The sequence below is a fragment of the Roseivivax isoporae LMG 25204 genome (assembly GCF_000521865.1).
Lineage (GTDB): Bacteria > Pseudomonadota > Alphaproteobacteria > Rhodobacterales > Rhodobacteraceae > Roseivivax > Roseivivax isoporae.
On sequence record NZ_JAME01000028.1, the window covers coordinates 39575 to 54356 of the forward strand.

Annotated in this window: 15 protein-coding genes; 8 read left to right on the forward strand and 7 right to left on the reverse strand. The window is 69.4% G+C overall.

Annotated elements, in window-relative coordinates:
- Positions 1-47 precede the first annotated feature (47 nt).
- Complete coding sequence (gene phnD, locus RISW2_RS16635) at positions 48-1028, reverse strand: phosphate/phosphite/phosphonate ABC transporter substrate-binding protein (protein ID WP_043773318.1); 981 nt, start codon at positions 1026-1028, stop codon at positions 48-50.
- A gap of 149 nt (positions 1029-1177) precedes the next feature.
- Between phnD and RISW2_RS16640 the strand changes: the two genes are divergently transcribed.
- From RISW2_RS16640 to RISW2_RS16650, 3 genes are read left to right on the forward strand one after another with little or no spacing between them, the layout of a single operon-like run.
- Positions 1178-1984, forward strand: a complete 807-nt coding sequence (locus RISW2_RS16640; protein ID WP_043773319.1) for a DeoR/GlpR family DNA-binding transcription regulator — start codon at positions 1178-1180, stop codon at positions 1982-1984.
- Between the two features lie 49 nt (positions 1985-2033).
- Positions 2034-2513: an NUDIX hydrolase gene (locus tag RISW2_RS16645; protein WP_043773321.1), complete on the forward strand. Its 480-nt coding sequence runs from the start codon at positions 2034-2036 to the stop codon at positions 2511-2513.
- Positions 2514-2542: 29 nt separating this feature from the next.
- Positions 2543-4024, forward strand: a complete 1482-nt coding sequence (locus RISW2_RS16650; RefSeq protein ID WP_043773323.1) for an inorganic phosphate transporter — start codon at positions 2543-2545, stop codon at positions 4022-4024.
- Between the two features lie 12 nt (positions 4025-4036).
- On the opposite strand, the gene RISW2_RS16655 is transcribed toward RISW2_RS16650, so the two are convergent.
- From RISW2_RS16655 to dctP, 5 genes are all read right to left on the reverse strand, one after another.
- Complete coding sequence (locus RISW2_RS16655) at positions 4037-5554, reverse strand: malonate--CoA ligase (RefSeq protein WP_043773325.1); 1518 nt, start codon at positions 5552-5554, stop codon at positions 4037-4039.
- 13 nt (positions 5555-5567) lie between these two features.
- Entirely contained in the window at positions 5568-6812 is a 1245-nt protein-coding gene (locus RISW2_RS16660) for a malonyl-CoA decarboxylase (RefSeq protein WP_043773327.1), read from the reverse strand.
- A complete protein-coding gene (locus RISW2_RS16665) occupies positions 6809-8125 on the reverse strand; it encodes a TRAP transporter large permease (protein ID WP_043773329.1) in 1317 nt (438 codons plus the stop codon). The genes RISW2_RS16660 and RISW2_RS16665 overlap by 4 nt, the downstream gene beginning before the upstream one ends.
- Complete coding sequence (locus RISW2_RS16670; protein WP_043773331.1) at positions 8125-8673, reverse strand: TRAP transporter small permease; 549 nt, start codon at positions 8671-8673, stop codon at positions 8125-8127. Before RISW2_RS16670 ends, RISW2_RS16665 begins: the two co-directional genes overlap by 1 nt.
- 82 nt (positions 8674-8755) lie before the next feature.
- Positions 8756-9736 carry a TRAP transporter substrate-binding protein DctP gene (gene dctP, locus RISW2_RS16675; protein WP_043773333.1) on the reverse strand — a complete coding sequence of 327 codons (981 nt, stop codon included), beginning with the start codon at positions 9734-9736 and terminating at the stop codon, positions 8756-8758.
- 137 nt (positions 9737-9873) lie between these two features.
- On the opposite strand from dctP, the gene RISW2_RS16680 reads away from it, so the two are divergent.
- The 5 genes from RISW2_RS16680 to RISW2_RS16700 all read left to right on the forward strand — a co-directional run bounded on the left by RISW2_RS16680 (position 9874) and on the right by RISW2_RS16700 (position 14228).
- Positions 9874-10530, forward strand: coding sequence for a GntR family transcriptional regulator (locus RISW2_RS16680; RefSeq protein ID WP_043773335.1), 657 nt, complete (start codon positions 9874-9876; stop codon positions 10528-10530).
- Positions 10531-10629: 99 nt separating this feature from the next.
- The gene (locus RISW2_RS16685) at positions 10630-11538 is read left to right on the forward strand and encodes a metal ABC transporter substrate-binding protein (protein WP_043773337.1); all 909 of its coding nucleotides are present in this window, start codon (positions 10630-10632) and stop codon (positions 11536-11538) included.
- Positions 11539-11602: 64 nt separating this feature from the next.
- Positions 11603-12508, forward strand: a complete 906-nt coding sequence (locus RISW2_RS16690) for a manganese/iron ABC transporter ATP-binding protein (RefSeq protein ID WP_084615451.1) — start codon at positions 11603-11605, stop codon at positions 12506-12508.
- Positions 12505-13386 carry a metal ABC transporter permease gene (locus tag RISW2_RS16695; protein WP_043773339.1) on the forward strand — a complete coding sequence of 294 codons (882 nt, stop codon included), beginning with the start codon at positions 12505-12507 and terminating at the stop codon, positions 13384-13386. The genes RISW2_RS16690 and RISW2_RS16695 overlap by 4 nt, the downstream gene beginning before the upstream one ends.
- Positions 13383-14228 (forward strand): metal ABC transporter permease, encoded by an 846-nt coding sequence (locus tag RISW2_RS16700; RefSeq protein ID WP_043773341.1) that lies wholly within the window; start codon positions 13383-13385, stop codon positions 14226-14228. The genes RISW2_RS16695 and RISW2_RS16700 overlap by 4 nt, the downstream gene beginning before the upstream one ends.
- Before the next feature lie 3 nt (positions 14229-14231).
- Here the strand turns inward: RISW2_RS16700 and RISW2_RS16705 are convergent, their stop codons facing one another.
- Positions 14232-14696: an Lrp/AsnC family transcriptional regulator gene (locus tag RISW2_RS16705; RefSeq protein ID WP_043773343.1), complete on the reverse strand. Its 465-nt coding sequence runs from the start codon at positions 14694-14696 to the stop codon at positions 14232-14234.
- Between the last annotated feature and the right edge of the window lie 86 nt (positions 14697-14782).

Sequence of the window (14782 nt, forward strand, 5' to 3'; positions counted from 1 at the left end):
CCGCTTGGCGGACCGGCGCACGGCAGGCGCCGGCCCCTCCGTGCCTCTTATTCCGCGGCCAGGCCTTCGGGGGTGTATTCCACGCCGTTCGCCGACTGGATCTGGCGGATGACCGCCCACTGCTCCTCGTAGGTGATCGGGATGAACTTCGACACGCCCGCGAATTCCTCGCCGAGCGCCGTGCCCTCGAAGTCGAAGCTGAAGAACGCCTCCTCGATGCTCTCCTTCAGCTCGGGCGCGAGGTCGTGAGCGTAGGCGTAGGACGTGGTCGGGAACGGATCGCTTTCCCAGATGATGCGGACCTCCTCGGGATCGTAGAGCCCGCGCTCGGCCATGCGCTCCACGACTTCCGAGGCGACGGGTGCCGCGTCGTAATCGCCGGCGACCACGCCCAGCATCGACTGGTCGTGGCTGCCCGAATAGGTCACCTCGTAATCCTCGTCCGGCACGACGCCGAGATCGGGGAACAGCGCGCGCGGCGCCTGGTTGCCCGAGTTCGAGGTGGGCGAGGTGTGCGCCACGCGCTTGCCCGCGAGATCCGGCATCTCCTCTATGTCGCTGTCGGCCTGCGTGTAGACCTGCAGCGTGTAGCCGAAGCGGCCGTCGTCGCCGCCCATGATCGCGAAGGGCACGGCGCCCGCGAGGTTCACCGCAAACGGCGTGGGCCCCGTCGAGAAGCCCGCGATGTGCAGGCGGCCCGAGCGCATGGCCTCGACCTCGGCCGAGTTCGACTGGACGGCGAAGAACTGCACGTCCTTGCCCGTCACCTCCTCGAGGTGGTCGATGAAGGGCGTCCAGATGTCCTCGTAGATCGCCGGATCCTCGACCGGGGTATAGGCGAAGACGAGCGTGTCGGGATTGCGCAGCGCGCTCTCGTCCGCGGGCGCGTCCGCGACGAGGTCGCCGTCGGCGTCGCAGTACTGCGCGTCGAGCTGTCCCCGGTTCTCGCAGTCCTGCGCGGTTGCGGCCGTGGCGGCGAAGGCCAGCGCGGCAAGGATGCCGCCTCCGAGGATCGTGTCTCTGGGCATGTGTCTTGTCTCCTCCGGTCTGCGCGCCGTCTCCGCGGCGCGTTGGTGCGATGACAGCACCGAAATTTGGGATATGCAACAAGTTGCGTTCCATTTTGTTCGAACATCCAATAGATCTCCGGCTCAACGGTGAGAGGGAGCGAATTTCGATGGTTGGCGCGCTTGCGCGGAAGCGGCTCAAGAAGGCGGACAGGCGGCGGCGGATCCTGCTCGAACTGCGGCTGAAGCCGCATGTCCGGGTGACCGAGCTCGCCGAGCAGTTCGGCGTCACGACCGAGACCGTGCGCCGGGACATCGAGACGCTGAGCGGGGAGGGCCTGCTGCAGCGCGCCCATGGCGGCGCCTCGGCGGCCACGCCGGGCACCCTGCGCGCGATGGACGAGCGCCGGCTCGAACGGGTGGCGGAACGCGAACGGCTCGGACGCTTCGCCGCCAGCCTCGTCTCGGACGGCGACGCCATCATGATCGACGCAGGCACCACGACCATGGAATTCGCGCGCGCCATCGCCTTTGCCGAGACGCGCATCACCGCCGTCACCAACAGCCTGCAGGTGGCGATGATCCTCGGGCAGAGCCCGGCGGCGCGCGTGCGCCTCGCGCCCGGCGACTACCTGCGCGAGGAGGCGGCGGTGATCGGCACCGAGGCCTGCGACCACCTCGCGCGCTACAATGTCGACGCGTGCTTCCTCGGCGCGGCGGGGCTCAGCACCGCGGGCGTCACCGAGGCGGTCGAGGGCTTCGACGCGATCAAGCGCACCATGATGCAGCAGAGCCGCGCCTGCCGGTTCCTGATCGACAGCAGCAAGTTCGGACGCACCCACCTGTCCCGGGTCGCCCGCTTCGACGAGGTCGGCACCCTCGTCACCGACACCGCGCCGGAGGGCCCGCTCGCGCGGGCGCTTTCGGACGGCGGCGTTCGCATCTGCATTCCGCCTGCCCCCGAAGAAAGCGCTTGAACCTGACGGCCGAACGCTGTCAGGCGACCCCGAAACCGCGAGACCGACCATGATCCGCACCCTCTGGACCAATTTCATCCTCCCGATCCTGCGGCGCCCGTCGCGCTACCAGGTGGCGGCCCTGTGCTGGCGCCCGGCGCGGGACGACGTCGAGATCCTGCTCGTGACCTCGCTCGAGACGCGCCGCTGGGTCCTGCCCAAGGGATGGCCGAAGTCCGGATTCGACGGCCTCGGCACCGCGCTCGAGGAAGCCTGGGAGGAGGCGGGTGTCCGCGCCGGCGCGACGGAGCCCCGTCCCGTCGGACGCTACCGGTACGACAAGCGGATGCGCGGCGGCCTGCCGGTGCCGACCGATGTCGACGTCTTCGCCATAGAGATCGCGACGCTGCTCGACGACTACCCCGAGGCCGGCCGGCGCGACCGCCGCTGGATGTCGCCCGCCGAGGCTGCCGCGGCGGTCACCGAGCCCGACCTCAAGGAGCTCCTCGACGGTGTCGGCCCGCGTCTGCGCACGCCGGCGCACGCCTAGGCGCGCGCGCCCCAGGACCAGGACGGACGATGAGCGATCAGGACGGCACCTTTCACTGGCAGACGCTTGACCGGGACCTGAACAGGCTGTCCCGGCTCGAGGCCGCGACGATGTACGCCTCGCGGCCCCTCATCGGCGTCGGCCTGTCGCTGCTCTTCATGGCGGTGGCCGCGCTGTCGGCGGGCCTGATCGTCGGGGAGGCGCCGGGCGGGTTGTTCGTGATCGTCGCCGCGGCCTTCGGCGCCTACATGGCGCTCAACATCGGCGCGAACGACGTCGCCAACAACATGGGCCCCGCGGTCGGCGCGCGGGCCCTGTCGATGGCCGGCGCGATCGCCATCGCGGCGACCTGCGAAAGCGCCGGGGCGCTCATCGCCGGCGGCGACGTGGTCGACACGATCTCGAAGGGGATCGTCGCCCCCGGCAGCCTCTCGGACGGGCGGGTCTTCGTCGTGGCGATGCTGGCGGCGCTGCTGTCGGCGGCGCTGTGGGTGAACCTCGCGACCTTCATCGGCGCGCCCGTCTCGACCACCCACGCGGTGGTGGGCGGCGTCATGGGCGCAGGCATCGCCGCCGCGGGCCTCGGCGCGGTCAGCTGGCCGACCATGGGCGCCATCGCCGCAAGCTGGGTGATCTCGCCCGTCCTCGGCGGCCTGATCGCCGCCGTCATGCTCGCCTTCGTGAAATGGAAGGTCATCTACGTAGAGGACAAGATCTCGGCGGCGCGCCGCTGGGTGCCGGTGCTGATCGGGCTGATGGCGGCGGCGTTCTCGAGCTATCTCGCGCTCAAGGGCCTGAGCCACGTGGCCGAGATCGACCTTGGCACCGCGCTCGCCGTCGGGGCGGCGCTGGGGCTGACCTGCGGCGTGGCCGCGGTGCCGCTGATCCGCTGGCAGTCGCGCGGGCTCGAGAACCGCAACCGGTCGCTCAAGGTCCTCTTCCGCCTGCCGCTGGTGATCTCGGCCGCGCTCCTGTCCTTCGCGCACGGGGCGAACGACGTGGCGAACGCGGTCGGCCCGCTCGCCGCCATCGTCTATGCGCAGGAGACGGGCGGCAGCGCGACCGAGGTCGCGATCCCGGTCTGGGTCATGGTGATCGGCGCCGCGGGCATCTCGGTCGGGCTCGTGCTGTTCGGGCCGAAGCTGATCGAGATGGTGGGCAGCCAGATCACCAAGCTGAACCCGATGCGGGCCTATTGCGTCGCGCTCTCGGCCGCGACCACCGTCATCGCCGCCTCGTGGCTGGGCTTGCCGGTGTCGTCCACGCACATCGCCGTCGGTGGCGTGTTCGGCGTCGGTTTCTTCCGCGAATGGCACGCCGAACGCCGCGCCCGCCAGCTCGCCGACAGCCGCCCGCCGGCCCGCCGCATTCCCGCCGAGGAGCGCCGCCGCCGCAAGCTCGTCCGGCGCTCGCACTTCCTGACCATCGCGGCCGCGTGGATCGTCACCGTGCCCGCGGCCGCGCTCCTGTCGGCGCTATGCTTCTGGGGCCTCTCGCTCGTCTCGGGCTGAAGGCGCCGCGGATCAGGCCGCGGCGAAGATGTCGCGGTAGCGGTCGCGCAGCACGTTCTTCTGCACCTTGCCCATGGTGTTGCGCGGCAGCTCGTCGAGCAGGATCAGCTTCCGCGGATGCTTGAACCGCGCGAGGGCCTGCCCCGCGGCCGCGGCGATCGCGTCGAGGTCGGGATCGGCACCCGGCCGGGGCACGATGAGGCCCAGCACCGTCTCGCCGAAATCCGCGTGCGGCACGCCGATCACCGCGCTTTCCATCACCCCGGGCTGAGCGTCGAGCACGAGCTCGACCTCCTTGGGATAGATATTGTAGCCGCCCGAGATGATGAGGTCCTTGTTGCGCCCGACGATGTGCAGGTAGCCGTCCGCGTCGAAGCGCCCGAGATCGCCGGTGATGAAGAACCCGTTGTCGCGAAGTTCCTCGGCGGTCTTTTCCGGCATCCGCCAGTAGCCCTTGAACACGTTCGGGCCGCGCACCTCGATCTGGCCGACCTCGCCCGCCTGCACGGGGTCGCCGGTCTCGGGGTCCGTCACCTGCACCTCGACGCCCGGCAGCGGGAAACCCACGGTGCCCGCACGCCGCTCGCCGTCATAGGGGTTCGAGGTGTTCATGTTGGTCTCGGTCATGCCGTAGCGCTCGAGGATGCGGTGGCCGGTGCGCGCCTCGAAGGTCTCGTGCGTCTCGGACAGCAGCGGCGCAGACCCCGACACGAAGAGCCGCATGTGCGCCACGAGGTCGCGCGCCAGACGCGTGTCCGCCAGAAGACGCGTGTAGAACGTCGGCACGCCCATCATCGCGGTCGCCCGCGGCAGGAGGTCGATCACCCTGTCGAGGTCGAATTTCGGCAGGAAGATCATCGATCCGCCCGCGACCAGCGTGATGTTCGTCGCCACGAACAGGCCGTGCGTGTGGAAGATCGGCAGCGCGTGGAGAAGCACGTCGGCGTCGCCGAAGCGCCAGTGCTGGGCCAGCGTCCGCGCGTTCGACAGCAGGTTGTCCTGCGTCAGCATCGCGCCTTTCGACCGGCCCGTGGTGCCCGAGGTGTAGAGGAAGGCGGCGAGGTCCCCGCCATCGCGCGGAACGACGGGCGCTGTGTCCGCGCACTCGGCCGCCCGGCGGGCAAGGCTGCCCGTGCCGTCGGCGTCCAGCGTCTCGAGCCGCGCGCCCAGCGCCCGCACCACGGGTCCGAGCGCCTCGGCCCTGGCGCCGTCGCAGACCACCATGGCGGCGCCGCTGTTCTCGACGAAATAGGTCAGCTCGTCGGTCGTGTAGGCGGTGTTCAGCGGCAGGAACACGATGCCGGCCTGCACGCAGGCGGCGTAGAGGGCGAGCGCCTCGGGCGACTTCTCGACCTGCGCCGCGAGCCGGTCGCCGGCCCCGAGCCCGGCGCCGGTCAGCGCGTTGGCGAGCCGCGCGGCCTGCGCGAGGAAGGCGTCGTAGCCGATCGTCGCGCCGTCCGCGAGGATCAGGAACGGATCGGTGCGGCCGGCATGGCGGCCGAAGAGCGTGTCGTAGAGCGGGTTCGTCATGGCGAGCGGTATCCTATGTCCGGACCGATTCGGCGGCCGCCAGCGCCTTGACCTCGGGCGACATCGCGATGGCGTGCGCCGTGGCGAAACGTTCGTGGTTCTGTGCGACCTTGTCGAGATCGTAGAGGTAATTGACCATGGCGCCACCCGACTGGGCGCGCCCCTTTTCCGACGGGTCGGCGTCGGCATGGATGCGGAACACCTCGGCGCCGTTGCCGAGGTGGAAGCGCGCAACCGGATCGAGCGGCAGCCCGTCGGCGCGCTTGGCGTGGACGAGGTACCGCGCCGCGAGGGCGCGCATGCCCGCCGCGTCGGTCACGTCGTGGCCGCGGTCCTCGCGCGCGAGCCACGGCACGAGGCCCGGGATGGGCGACAGCGTCACGAAGGTCTTGAGCCCCGGCAGTTCGAGCGACAGGTCGTCCACCACCTGCTTGATCAGCGAGTTTCCGAACGAGATGCCGGCGAGCCCCGCCTGGCAGTTCGAGATCGAGTAGAACGTCGCTGTGTCCGCGCGGCGGGCCTCGAGCCGCGGACGTTCCTCGGCGAGGAGGTCACGGATCGACCCGGGCACGCCCTCGGTCAGCGCCACCTCGACGAAGATCAGCGGGTCGTCCGGCATCGCCGGGTGGAAGAAGGCAAAGCAGCGCCGGTCCTCGGGCTCGAGCCGGCGGCGCAGGTCGTCCCAGCTGTCGATCGCGTGCACCGCCTCGTAGGCGATGATCTTCTCCAGGATGTGCGCGGGGCTTTCCCAGCTGATCGGGCGCAGGACGAGGAAACCGCGGTTGAACCAGCTCGCGAAGAGGTGGCGGAAATCGAGGTCGAGCGCCATCAGCGCGTCGTCGCCCCGCCCCAGCCGCAGGAGGTCCGCGCGCATGGCGACCAGCGTTCCGGTCGCCCCGGGCAGCCGGTTCAGCCGGCGGATCAGCTCCTGCCTGGGCGGCTCGGCCGCATCGAGGAAGGCGCGGTAGCTCGATGGCGTCTGCCCCTCGGCATAGCCGTCGAGCGCCGCGCGCACCGCGTCCACCGACAGCGCCATGTCGCGGGCGAGGTGCCCGAAGAAGGCGCGCTTTTCCCCGTCGTCCATGCGCCCGTAGCGGTCGAGGATCTGGCGCGCCATGGTCCGGCCCGACACCTCGCCCGCCGCGCCGACCAGCGCGCGGGTGAGGTCCGGCATCGGGCGGTCGTCGTCGACGTCAGGTGCCTGCGGCCGCTGCCGCCGTTCGAACACCGTCGAGAGAAGATCTGCGAGCAGGGTCATATCCGCGGTCCCATGACGAGGTCCGGAAGCCACGTTGCGAGGCCCGGAAAGAGGCAGAGCAGGACGATCGCCAGCACCATGCAGCCCACGAAGGGCAGCGAGCCCACGAGGATGGTCTTGAGCTTGATGTCGGGCGCGATACCGTTGATCACGTAGAGATTCAGGCCCACCGGCGGCGAGATCAGGCCGATCTCCATGTTGATTGTCAGGACCACCGCGAACCAGATCGGGTCGAAGCCGGCCGAGGTGATGATCGGCAGCAGGATCGGCGCGGCCATCAGGATCACGGCCACCGGCGGCAGGAAGAAGCCGGCGATCAGCAGGAAGACGTTGATCGCGCCCATCAGCACCCAGCGGTTCACGTCGAGCGTGCCGATCCATTCCGCGATGGACTGGGTGATGAAGAGCGAGGACAGCATGTAGGAGAACACGCCCGCCGCCGCGATGATGAAGAGGATCATCACCGATTCCTTCGTGGAATCGCGCAGGACCGCCCAGAGGTCGGCCGGGTTCCACAGCCGGTAGATCACCATGGCGATCACGAGGCAGAGGAGCGCGCCCACCGCCGCCGTTTCGGACGGCGTCGCGATGCCGCCATACATGGCGTAGAGGACGCCCAGGATGATGGCGAGGAAGGGCAGCACGCGCGGCAGGATCTCGACCCGCTCGCGCCAGCTGTAGCTGCGCGCGGTCAGCGCCGCGGCGTCGCCCGACCGCCACGTGGAATAGAGCGACCACGCCATGAAGAGCGCGACGAGCAGGAGCCCCGGGATCACGCCGGCAAGGAACAACCGGCCGATCGAGGTCTCGGTGGCGATGCCGTAGACGATCATGGTGACCGATGGCGGGATGAGGATCCCGAGCGTGCCGCCCGCGGCGATGGATCCCGCCGCGACCCCGTCGGGAAAGCCGCGCTTGCGCATCTCGGGGATGCCCATCTTGCCGATCGCCGCGCAGGTCGCGGGGCTCGACCCGGACATCGCCGCAAACAGCGCGCAGGCCCCGAGATTCGAGATCACCAGGCCGCCCGGCACCCGCGTCAGCCAGCGCTCCAGCGCCTCGTAGAGGTCGGCACCCGCCCGCGTGGAAGCGATCGAGGCGCCCATGATGATGAACATCGGGATCGAGAGCAGCGCGAAGTTGTTGAGCTTGCCGAAGAGGATCTCGGGCATGAGTTCGAGCGAGCGCATGCCGTCGAAGACAATCAGGAAGCCCGCCGAGACGATGAGCAGCCCGAGCGCCACCGACACGCCCGAGAACAGCACGACGACGGTGAAGATGGCGACGAGCGCGCCGAGGAGAAGCGGGTCCATCAGGCGTCCTCCAGCCCGAAGGGCTTGTCGATGTCGAGGATGACCGCCACGAGGTCGGCCACGAGCTGCAGCAGGAAGAGGCCCAGCCCGACCGGGATCGCGAGATACGGAATCCAGAGCCGGACCGCCCAGACGGTCTCGGACCGCCAGCCGCGCTCCCAGGCGAAGTGCCAGTACTCGTAGCCGTACCAGAGCATCACCGCGACGATGGCGACGGACACCGACAGGGTGACGATGCAGAGCGCCCGTCGCGGCCCCGGCGGCAGCGCGAGCGGCACGAGGTCGACGTTCACGTGGCCGCGCATGCGCTGCACGTAGGACAGGCCCACGAGCGTCGCGGCGATCACCAGGTAGACCACCGCCTCGGTCTGCCACACGGTCGAGCCGTTCAGCACGAAGCGGACGACGATCATCTGGCAGGTGATCGCGACGGCGGCGACGATCATCGCCGCGGCGCACCAGCCGGCCAGGGTCGAGATGGCGGCGACGGCGCGCAGGAAGGGGTTGTCGCCGGCGCGCGCGGCGGCGGCGGTACTGTGGCTCGCCATGCGGGCCTCCTCGGTCGGACTGTGCTCGGAAACGGTCGGGACGCGCGATGCGGGGACGGCACCGGGCCGCCCCCGCCGGTGGTCATTCCACCGAAAGCGCCATGTCGAGCAGTTCCTGCCCGCCCGGCGTCTCCTCCACGAAGGCCTTGTAGGATGTCTCCTTGGCCAGTTCCTGCCAAGCGGCGAAGTCCTCGGCGGTCATGTCGGCGATCTCGACCCCGGCCTCGGAAAAGACGCGGCGGCTCTCGGCATCCTCCTTCTTGGCTTCCTTGAGGTAGAAGGCCTGCGCCTTCTCGGCGGCGGCCATGAGCGCCTGCTGCTGCGCCTCGTCGAGCCCGTCGAAGGTCGACTTGTTCATGAGCAGCGGCTGGTACATGAACCACAGCGCGTAGTCGCCCGGCGGCGTGTAGCACGCGACCTGCTCGTAGATGCGGTAGCTGACGAAGGACGACGAGGACGTGTTCACCGCGTCGAGCACGCCCGACTGCATCGCCGAGTAGATCTCGGACGAGGCCATGGAGGCGATGGACGCGCCCGCGCCCGCCAGCATCTGCTCGAACGACTTGCCCGCCGCGCGGGTCTGGAGGCCGGCCATGTCCTCGGGCTTGGTGATGCAGCCGTCGGTCGCGGCGAAGCCGCCGGCGAGATAGCCGTGCACCAGCACCATGACGTCGTCCTCCGCCATCTTCTGCTCGATGGCGTCCATGAACGGACTGTCGTTCAGCCGTGCCGCGTGGTCGTGGTTCTTCACGAGACCGGGCATCAGGGTCAGGTTGTAGGCGGGCTGCTGGCCGCCCGCGTAGGACAGGGGCAGCACGGTCATGTCGAGCTGCCCGCGCGAGAGCGGCGTGTACTGCTCGCGCGCCTTGAACAGCGATTCCGTCGGGAAGATACGGATGTCGAGGTCGACATCCGCCGCCGCGACCTCGTCCGCCACGATCTGCGCGACCTTGTGGCGCACGTCGTTGTCGGACCACTGGTGCGACAGGCGCAGGTCCGCGGCCTCGGCCGACATGCCGGTCGCGGCGAGCGCCGCGGCGCCCAGCGTCAGGTGAATCTTCATGGTGGTCTCCTCCCTTCGGCGACCGCGAGTCGGCCGCTCATCGCAGAGTTGTCGCAACGGATGCATCCATCGTCAATGTTTTTGTATACAAGATGGGCATGATTGCGCGCAAAGACGCACCATGGTAATCGGGGCACATGGAACGCAAGCGCGCCGACATCATCGCCGACCAGATCGAGGAACTGATCTTCGACGGCTCCTTCGCCGACGGCGAACGGCTGGACGAGACGCAGCTTGCCGCGCGCTTCTCGGTGTCGCGCACCCCCATCCGCGAGGCGCTGCAGCGGCTGGCGCTGTCGGGCCTCGTGGACCAGCTGCCGCGGCGCGGGGTGTTCGTGCACCACCCCGGCCCCGTCGAGCTGATGAACATGTTCGAGGTCATGGCCGAGCTCGAGGCTTCCTGCGCCCGCTTCGCCGCACAGCGCATCACCGAGGACGCGCTGGCCGAACTCGACGCCGTCAATGGCCGGTGCAGCACGGCCGTGGCCGACCGCGACATCGAGACGTACTTCCTCGAGAACGAGCTCTTTCACCAGATGCTCTACCGCAACGCGGCGAACCCGTTCCTCGAACAGGAATGCCTGCGCCTGCAACGCCGCCTCCGGCCGTTCCGGCGCATGCAGCTGCGCCTGCGCGGCCGCCTGTCGCAGTCCATGGCCGAACACGAGGCCGTCGTCGCTGCGATCCGCGCCGGCGACGGCGTCGAAGCCGGTGAGGTCATGCGCGCGCATGTCGCCGTGCAGGGCGAGAAGTTCCACCATCTCGTCGCGCGGCTGAAACCCGCAGCGGAATAGGACCGCCCCGGCGCCGGACCTCACGCTGTCGTGCCGTTGACTTTTGAGAACGACTTGCATTAGCAAAAGGCGACCGCGCTTCCCGGAACGGAGATCCCGATGCGACGACCCGCCAGAACGATGTGCGCCGCCATCAGCATGGCGCTCGCGGCCGCGGCCGCGGCGCCCGGGCAGGAGGCGGAGCCGCTCAAGGTCGTGACCACCTTCACCGTACTGGCCGACATGGCGCGCAACGTCGCGGGCGACGCCGCCGAGGTCGTGTCGGTGACGCGGCCCGGCGCCGAGATCCACGGCTACGCTCCCACGCCGCGCGACCTCGTCGGCGCGCAGGACGCGGACCTCGTCCTCTGGAACGGGCTCAACCTCGAGCTCTGGTTCGAGCAGTTCCTGTCGAATCTCGGGGACGTGCCGTCGGTGACGCTGACCGACGGGATCGACCCCATCCCGATCGCCGAGGGCGCCTACGAGGGCCAGTCGAACCCCCATGCCTGGATGGGCCTCGACAACGCCATGATCTACGTCGACAACATCGCCGCCGCGCTGGCCGAACACGATCCCGACAACGCCGCCGCCTACCGGGCCAACGCCGAAGCCTACAAGGCATCCATCCGCGACACGATCGGACCGCTGCGCGACCGCATCGCGGCGATCCCGGAAGAGGATCGCTGGCTCGTCACCTGCGAGGGCGCGTTCTCGTACCTCGCCCGCGATTTCGGGCTGAAGGAGCTCTATCTCTGGCCGATGAACGCCGACCAGACCGGCACGCCCCAGCAGGTGCGCGCGGTGATCGACGGCGTGCGCGAGAACGACATCCCCGTCGTCTTCTGCGAAAGCACCGTCAGCTCGCGTCCCGCCGAGCAGGTGGCGCGCGAGACCGGCGCCCGGTTCGGCGGCGTCCTCTACGTCGATTCGCTGTCCGAACCCGACGGGCCGGTGCCGACCTATCTCGACCTTCTGCGGGTGACCTCGCAGACCGTGGCCGACGGCCTCGCCCCCGCGACCAACTGAGCCCGCCGCCTGTCCGCGCGCCAGGCCGGCGCTATCTGCCGGGACAGCGCCGCAAGGAGACACGATGCTCGACACGAGCGCAGAGATGGAGACCCGGATCGCCGCGGACGGACCCGCGGGCGGCATCCTCGCGCGGGACCTCACGGTCACCTATCGCAACGGCCACACCGCGCTCGACCGCGCCAGCTTCGAGGTGCCGCGCGGCACGGTGACGGCGCTCGTGGGCGTGAACGGCGCGGGCAAGTCCACGCTCTTCAAGGCGATCATGGGCTTCCTGCCGGTGGCGGCGGGCGACATCCGCCTGCTCGGGCGGACCGTCAGGCAGGCCCTGCGCGAGAACCTCGTGGCCTACGTGCCCCAGGCCGAGGAGGTCGACTGGGCCTTTCCGGTGCTGGTCGAGGACGTGGTGATGATGGGACGCTACGGCCATATGGGATTCCTGCGCCGGCCCTCCGCGTCCGACCGCGCGGCGGTGACGCAGGCGCTCGACCGGGTGGGGATGGGCGCTTTCCGCACCCGCCAGATCGGCGAGCTGTCCGGCGGGCAGCGCAAGCGCGTGTTCCTTGCGCGGGCCTTGGCGCAGGACGGGCGCGTCATCCTCCTCGACGAGCCCTTCACCGGGGTCGACGTGCAGACCGAGGACCAGATCGTGGCGCTCCTGCGCGAGCTGCGCGACGAGGGCCGGGTGATGCTGGTCTCGACCCACAACCTGGGCTCCGTGCCGGAATTCTGCGACCGGACCGTGCTGGTCAAGGGCACGGTGCTGGCCTACGGGCCGACCGAAACCACCTTCACCCGGGCGAACCTCGAACGCGCCTTCGGCGGGGTGCTGCGCCACTTCACGCTGGGCGGCTCCGAACTGCACGAGGACCACGCCGACGACGGGCGGGCGCTCACCATCCTGACCGACGACGAACGTCCCTTCGTGCATTACGGGGACCGCACCCGCACCAAGGGCGGCCCCGAATGAGCGTCCTGCTCGAACCCTTCGCCTACGGCTACATGACGAACGCCATGTGGGTGTCCGCGATGGTGGGCGCGCTCTGCGCGTTCCTGTCCGCCTACCTCATGCTCAAGGGCTGGAGCCTGATCGGCGACGCGCTGTCCCATTCGGTCGTGCCGGGCGTCGCCGGCGCCTACATGCTGGGCCTGCCCTTCGCGCTCGGGGCCTTCGTCGCCGGGGGCCTTGCCGCCGGGGCGATGCTGTTCCTCAGCGAACGTTCGGGGCTCAAGGTCGACGTGGTGATCGGGCTCATCTTCACGTCGTTCTTCGGGCTCGGCCTCTTCATGGTCTCGCTCAACCCGACGGCGGTTTCGGTGCAGACCATCACCATGGGCAACATCCTCGCCATCACGCCCGGCGATACCCTGCAGCTGGTGCTGATCGGTACGGTGTCGCTGACGCTGCTCCTTCTCAAGTGGAAGGATCTCATGGTCACCTTCTTCGACGAGACGCACGCGCGGTCGATCGGGCTCCGGCCGGGGCTGCTGAAGGCGATGTTCTTCGTGCTCCTGTCCGCGGCGGTGGTGGCGGCGATGCAGACGGTGGGCGCCTTCCTCGTGATCGCCATGGTGGTGACGCCCGGTGCGACGGCCTACCTGCTCTGCGACCGGTTCGGGCGGCTCATCGCCGTCTCCGTGGCCATCGGCGCGACGACGAGCTTTGTCGGCGCCTATGCCAGCTACTTTCTCGACGGCGCGACCGGCGGCGTGATCGTCACGCTGCAGACCGCGGTCTTCCTCGCGGCCTTCCTTCTCGCGCCGAAGCACGGCGTCCTCGCCGCGCGCAGCCGTGCCGCAGCCGCCATCGCACCGCGACGGGCGGAGCGTCGGGAGCCCGCGGAATGAGCGCCGACACCCTGCTCCTGCCGTTCCAGTTCCCGTTCATGCAGAACGCGTTCCTCATCGCGGCCATCGTCGCGGTCCCGACGGCGCTCCTGTCCTGTTTCCTCGTGCTCAAGGGCTGGGCGCTCATGGGCGACGCGATCAGCCACGCGGTCCTGCCCGGCATCGTCCTGGCCTGGATCACCGGCATCCCGCTGATCGTCGGTGCCTTCGCCGCCGGGATGGCCTGCGCGGTCGCCACGGGCTGGCTCAGCGAGAACGGCCGGGTCAAGCAGGACACCGTGATGGGGGTCGTGTTCTCGGGCATGTTCGGGCTCGGGATCATCCTCTACACCTCGGTGCACACCAACGAGCATCTCGACCACGTGCTCTTCGGCAACATGCTGGGCGTGGGCGCGCAGGACCTCTGGACCGCCGGCACGATCAGCCTCGTCGTGGCAGCGGTGCTGCTGCTGAAATGGAAGGATTTCCTGCTGCACGCCTTCGATCCGGCGCAGGCGCAGGCGAGCGGGCTGCGCACCGGCTGGCTGCATTACGGGCTGCTCGCGCTCCTGTCGCTGACCGTGGTCGCGACGCTTACGGCGACCGGGCTGATCCTGGCCGTGGGGCTCCTGATCGCGCCCGGCGCCGTGGCGTTCCTGACGGTCCGCAGCTTTGGCCGGATGCTGGCGGTGTCGGTCGCCGTGTGCCTCTTCTCGATGCTGACCGGGGTCTACGCGAGCTTCTTCCTCGACAGCGCGCCGGCACCGACGATCGTGCTGATCATGACGGCCCTGTTCATCGTGGCCCTCGCGCGCCGGATGGCGGCGGTGCGCCGCACCTCGCGCCGCGGGCTGCGGGCCTAGGCCTCAGGCCAGCGGGATTGGGCGCTGCTCCTCGATCGCCTCCATGGCGAAGAAGGACGTGACCGTCTCGAGCTCGACCTCGGCGATCAGGCGCTTGTAGACCTCGTCGTAGCTCGCCATGTCGCGGGTGATGATCTTGAGCAGGTAGTCGTATTCGCCGCCGATCCGGAAGAAGTCGATGACGTCCGGAATCGTCGACACGTGCCTGCGGAACTGCGCGAGCCAGCGCGCCGAATGGTGCCGGGTCTTGACCATCACGAACACCACGAGCCCGGCGCCGAGCCGCGCGCGGTCGATGGTCACCGTGCGCCCGAGGATGACGCCCGACGCCTCGAGCGCCTTGAGCCGCCGCCAGCAGGCGTTCTGGGACATGCCGATCCGGTCGGCAAGCGCGCGCTGCGACTGGCTCGCGTCGCGCTGCAGCTCTTCGAGGATCCGAAGGTCGATGTGATCGAACGTATGCGCCATATGACGATCATATGACCCAAAATGCCGCATGCAAGGGTGAAATCCTGTGAACAGATCTCGGTCGGAAGTGTCAGCCTGACGGAAAG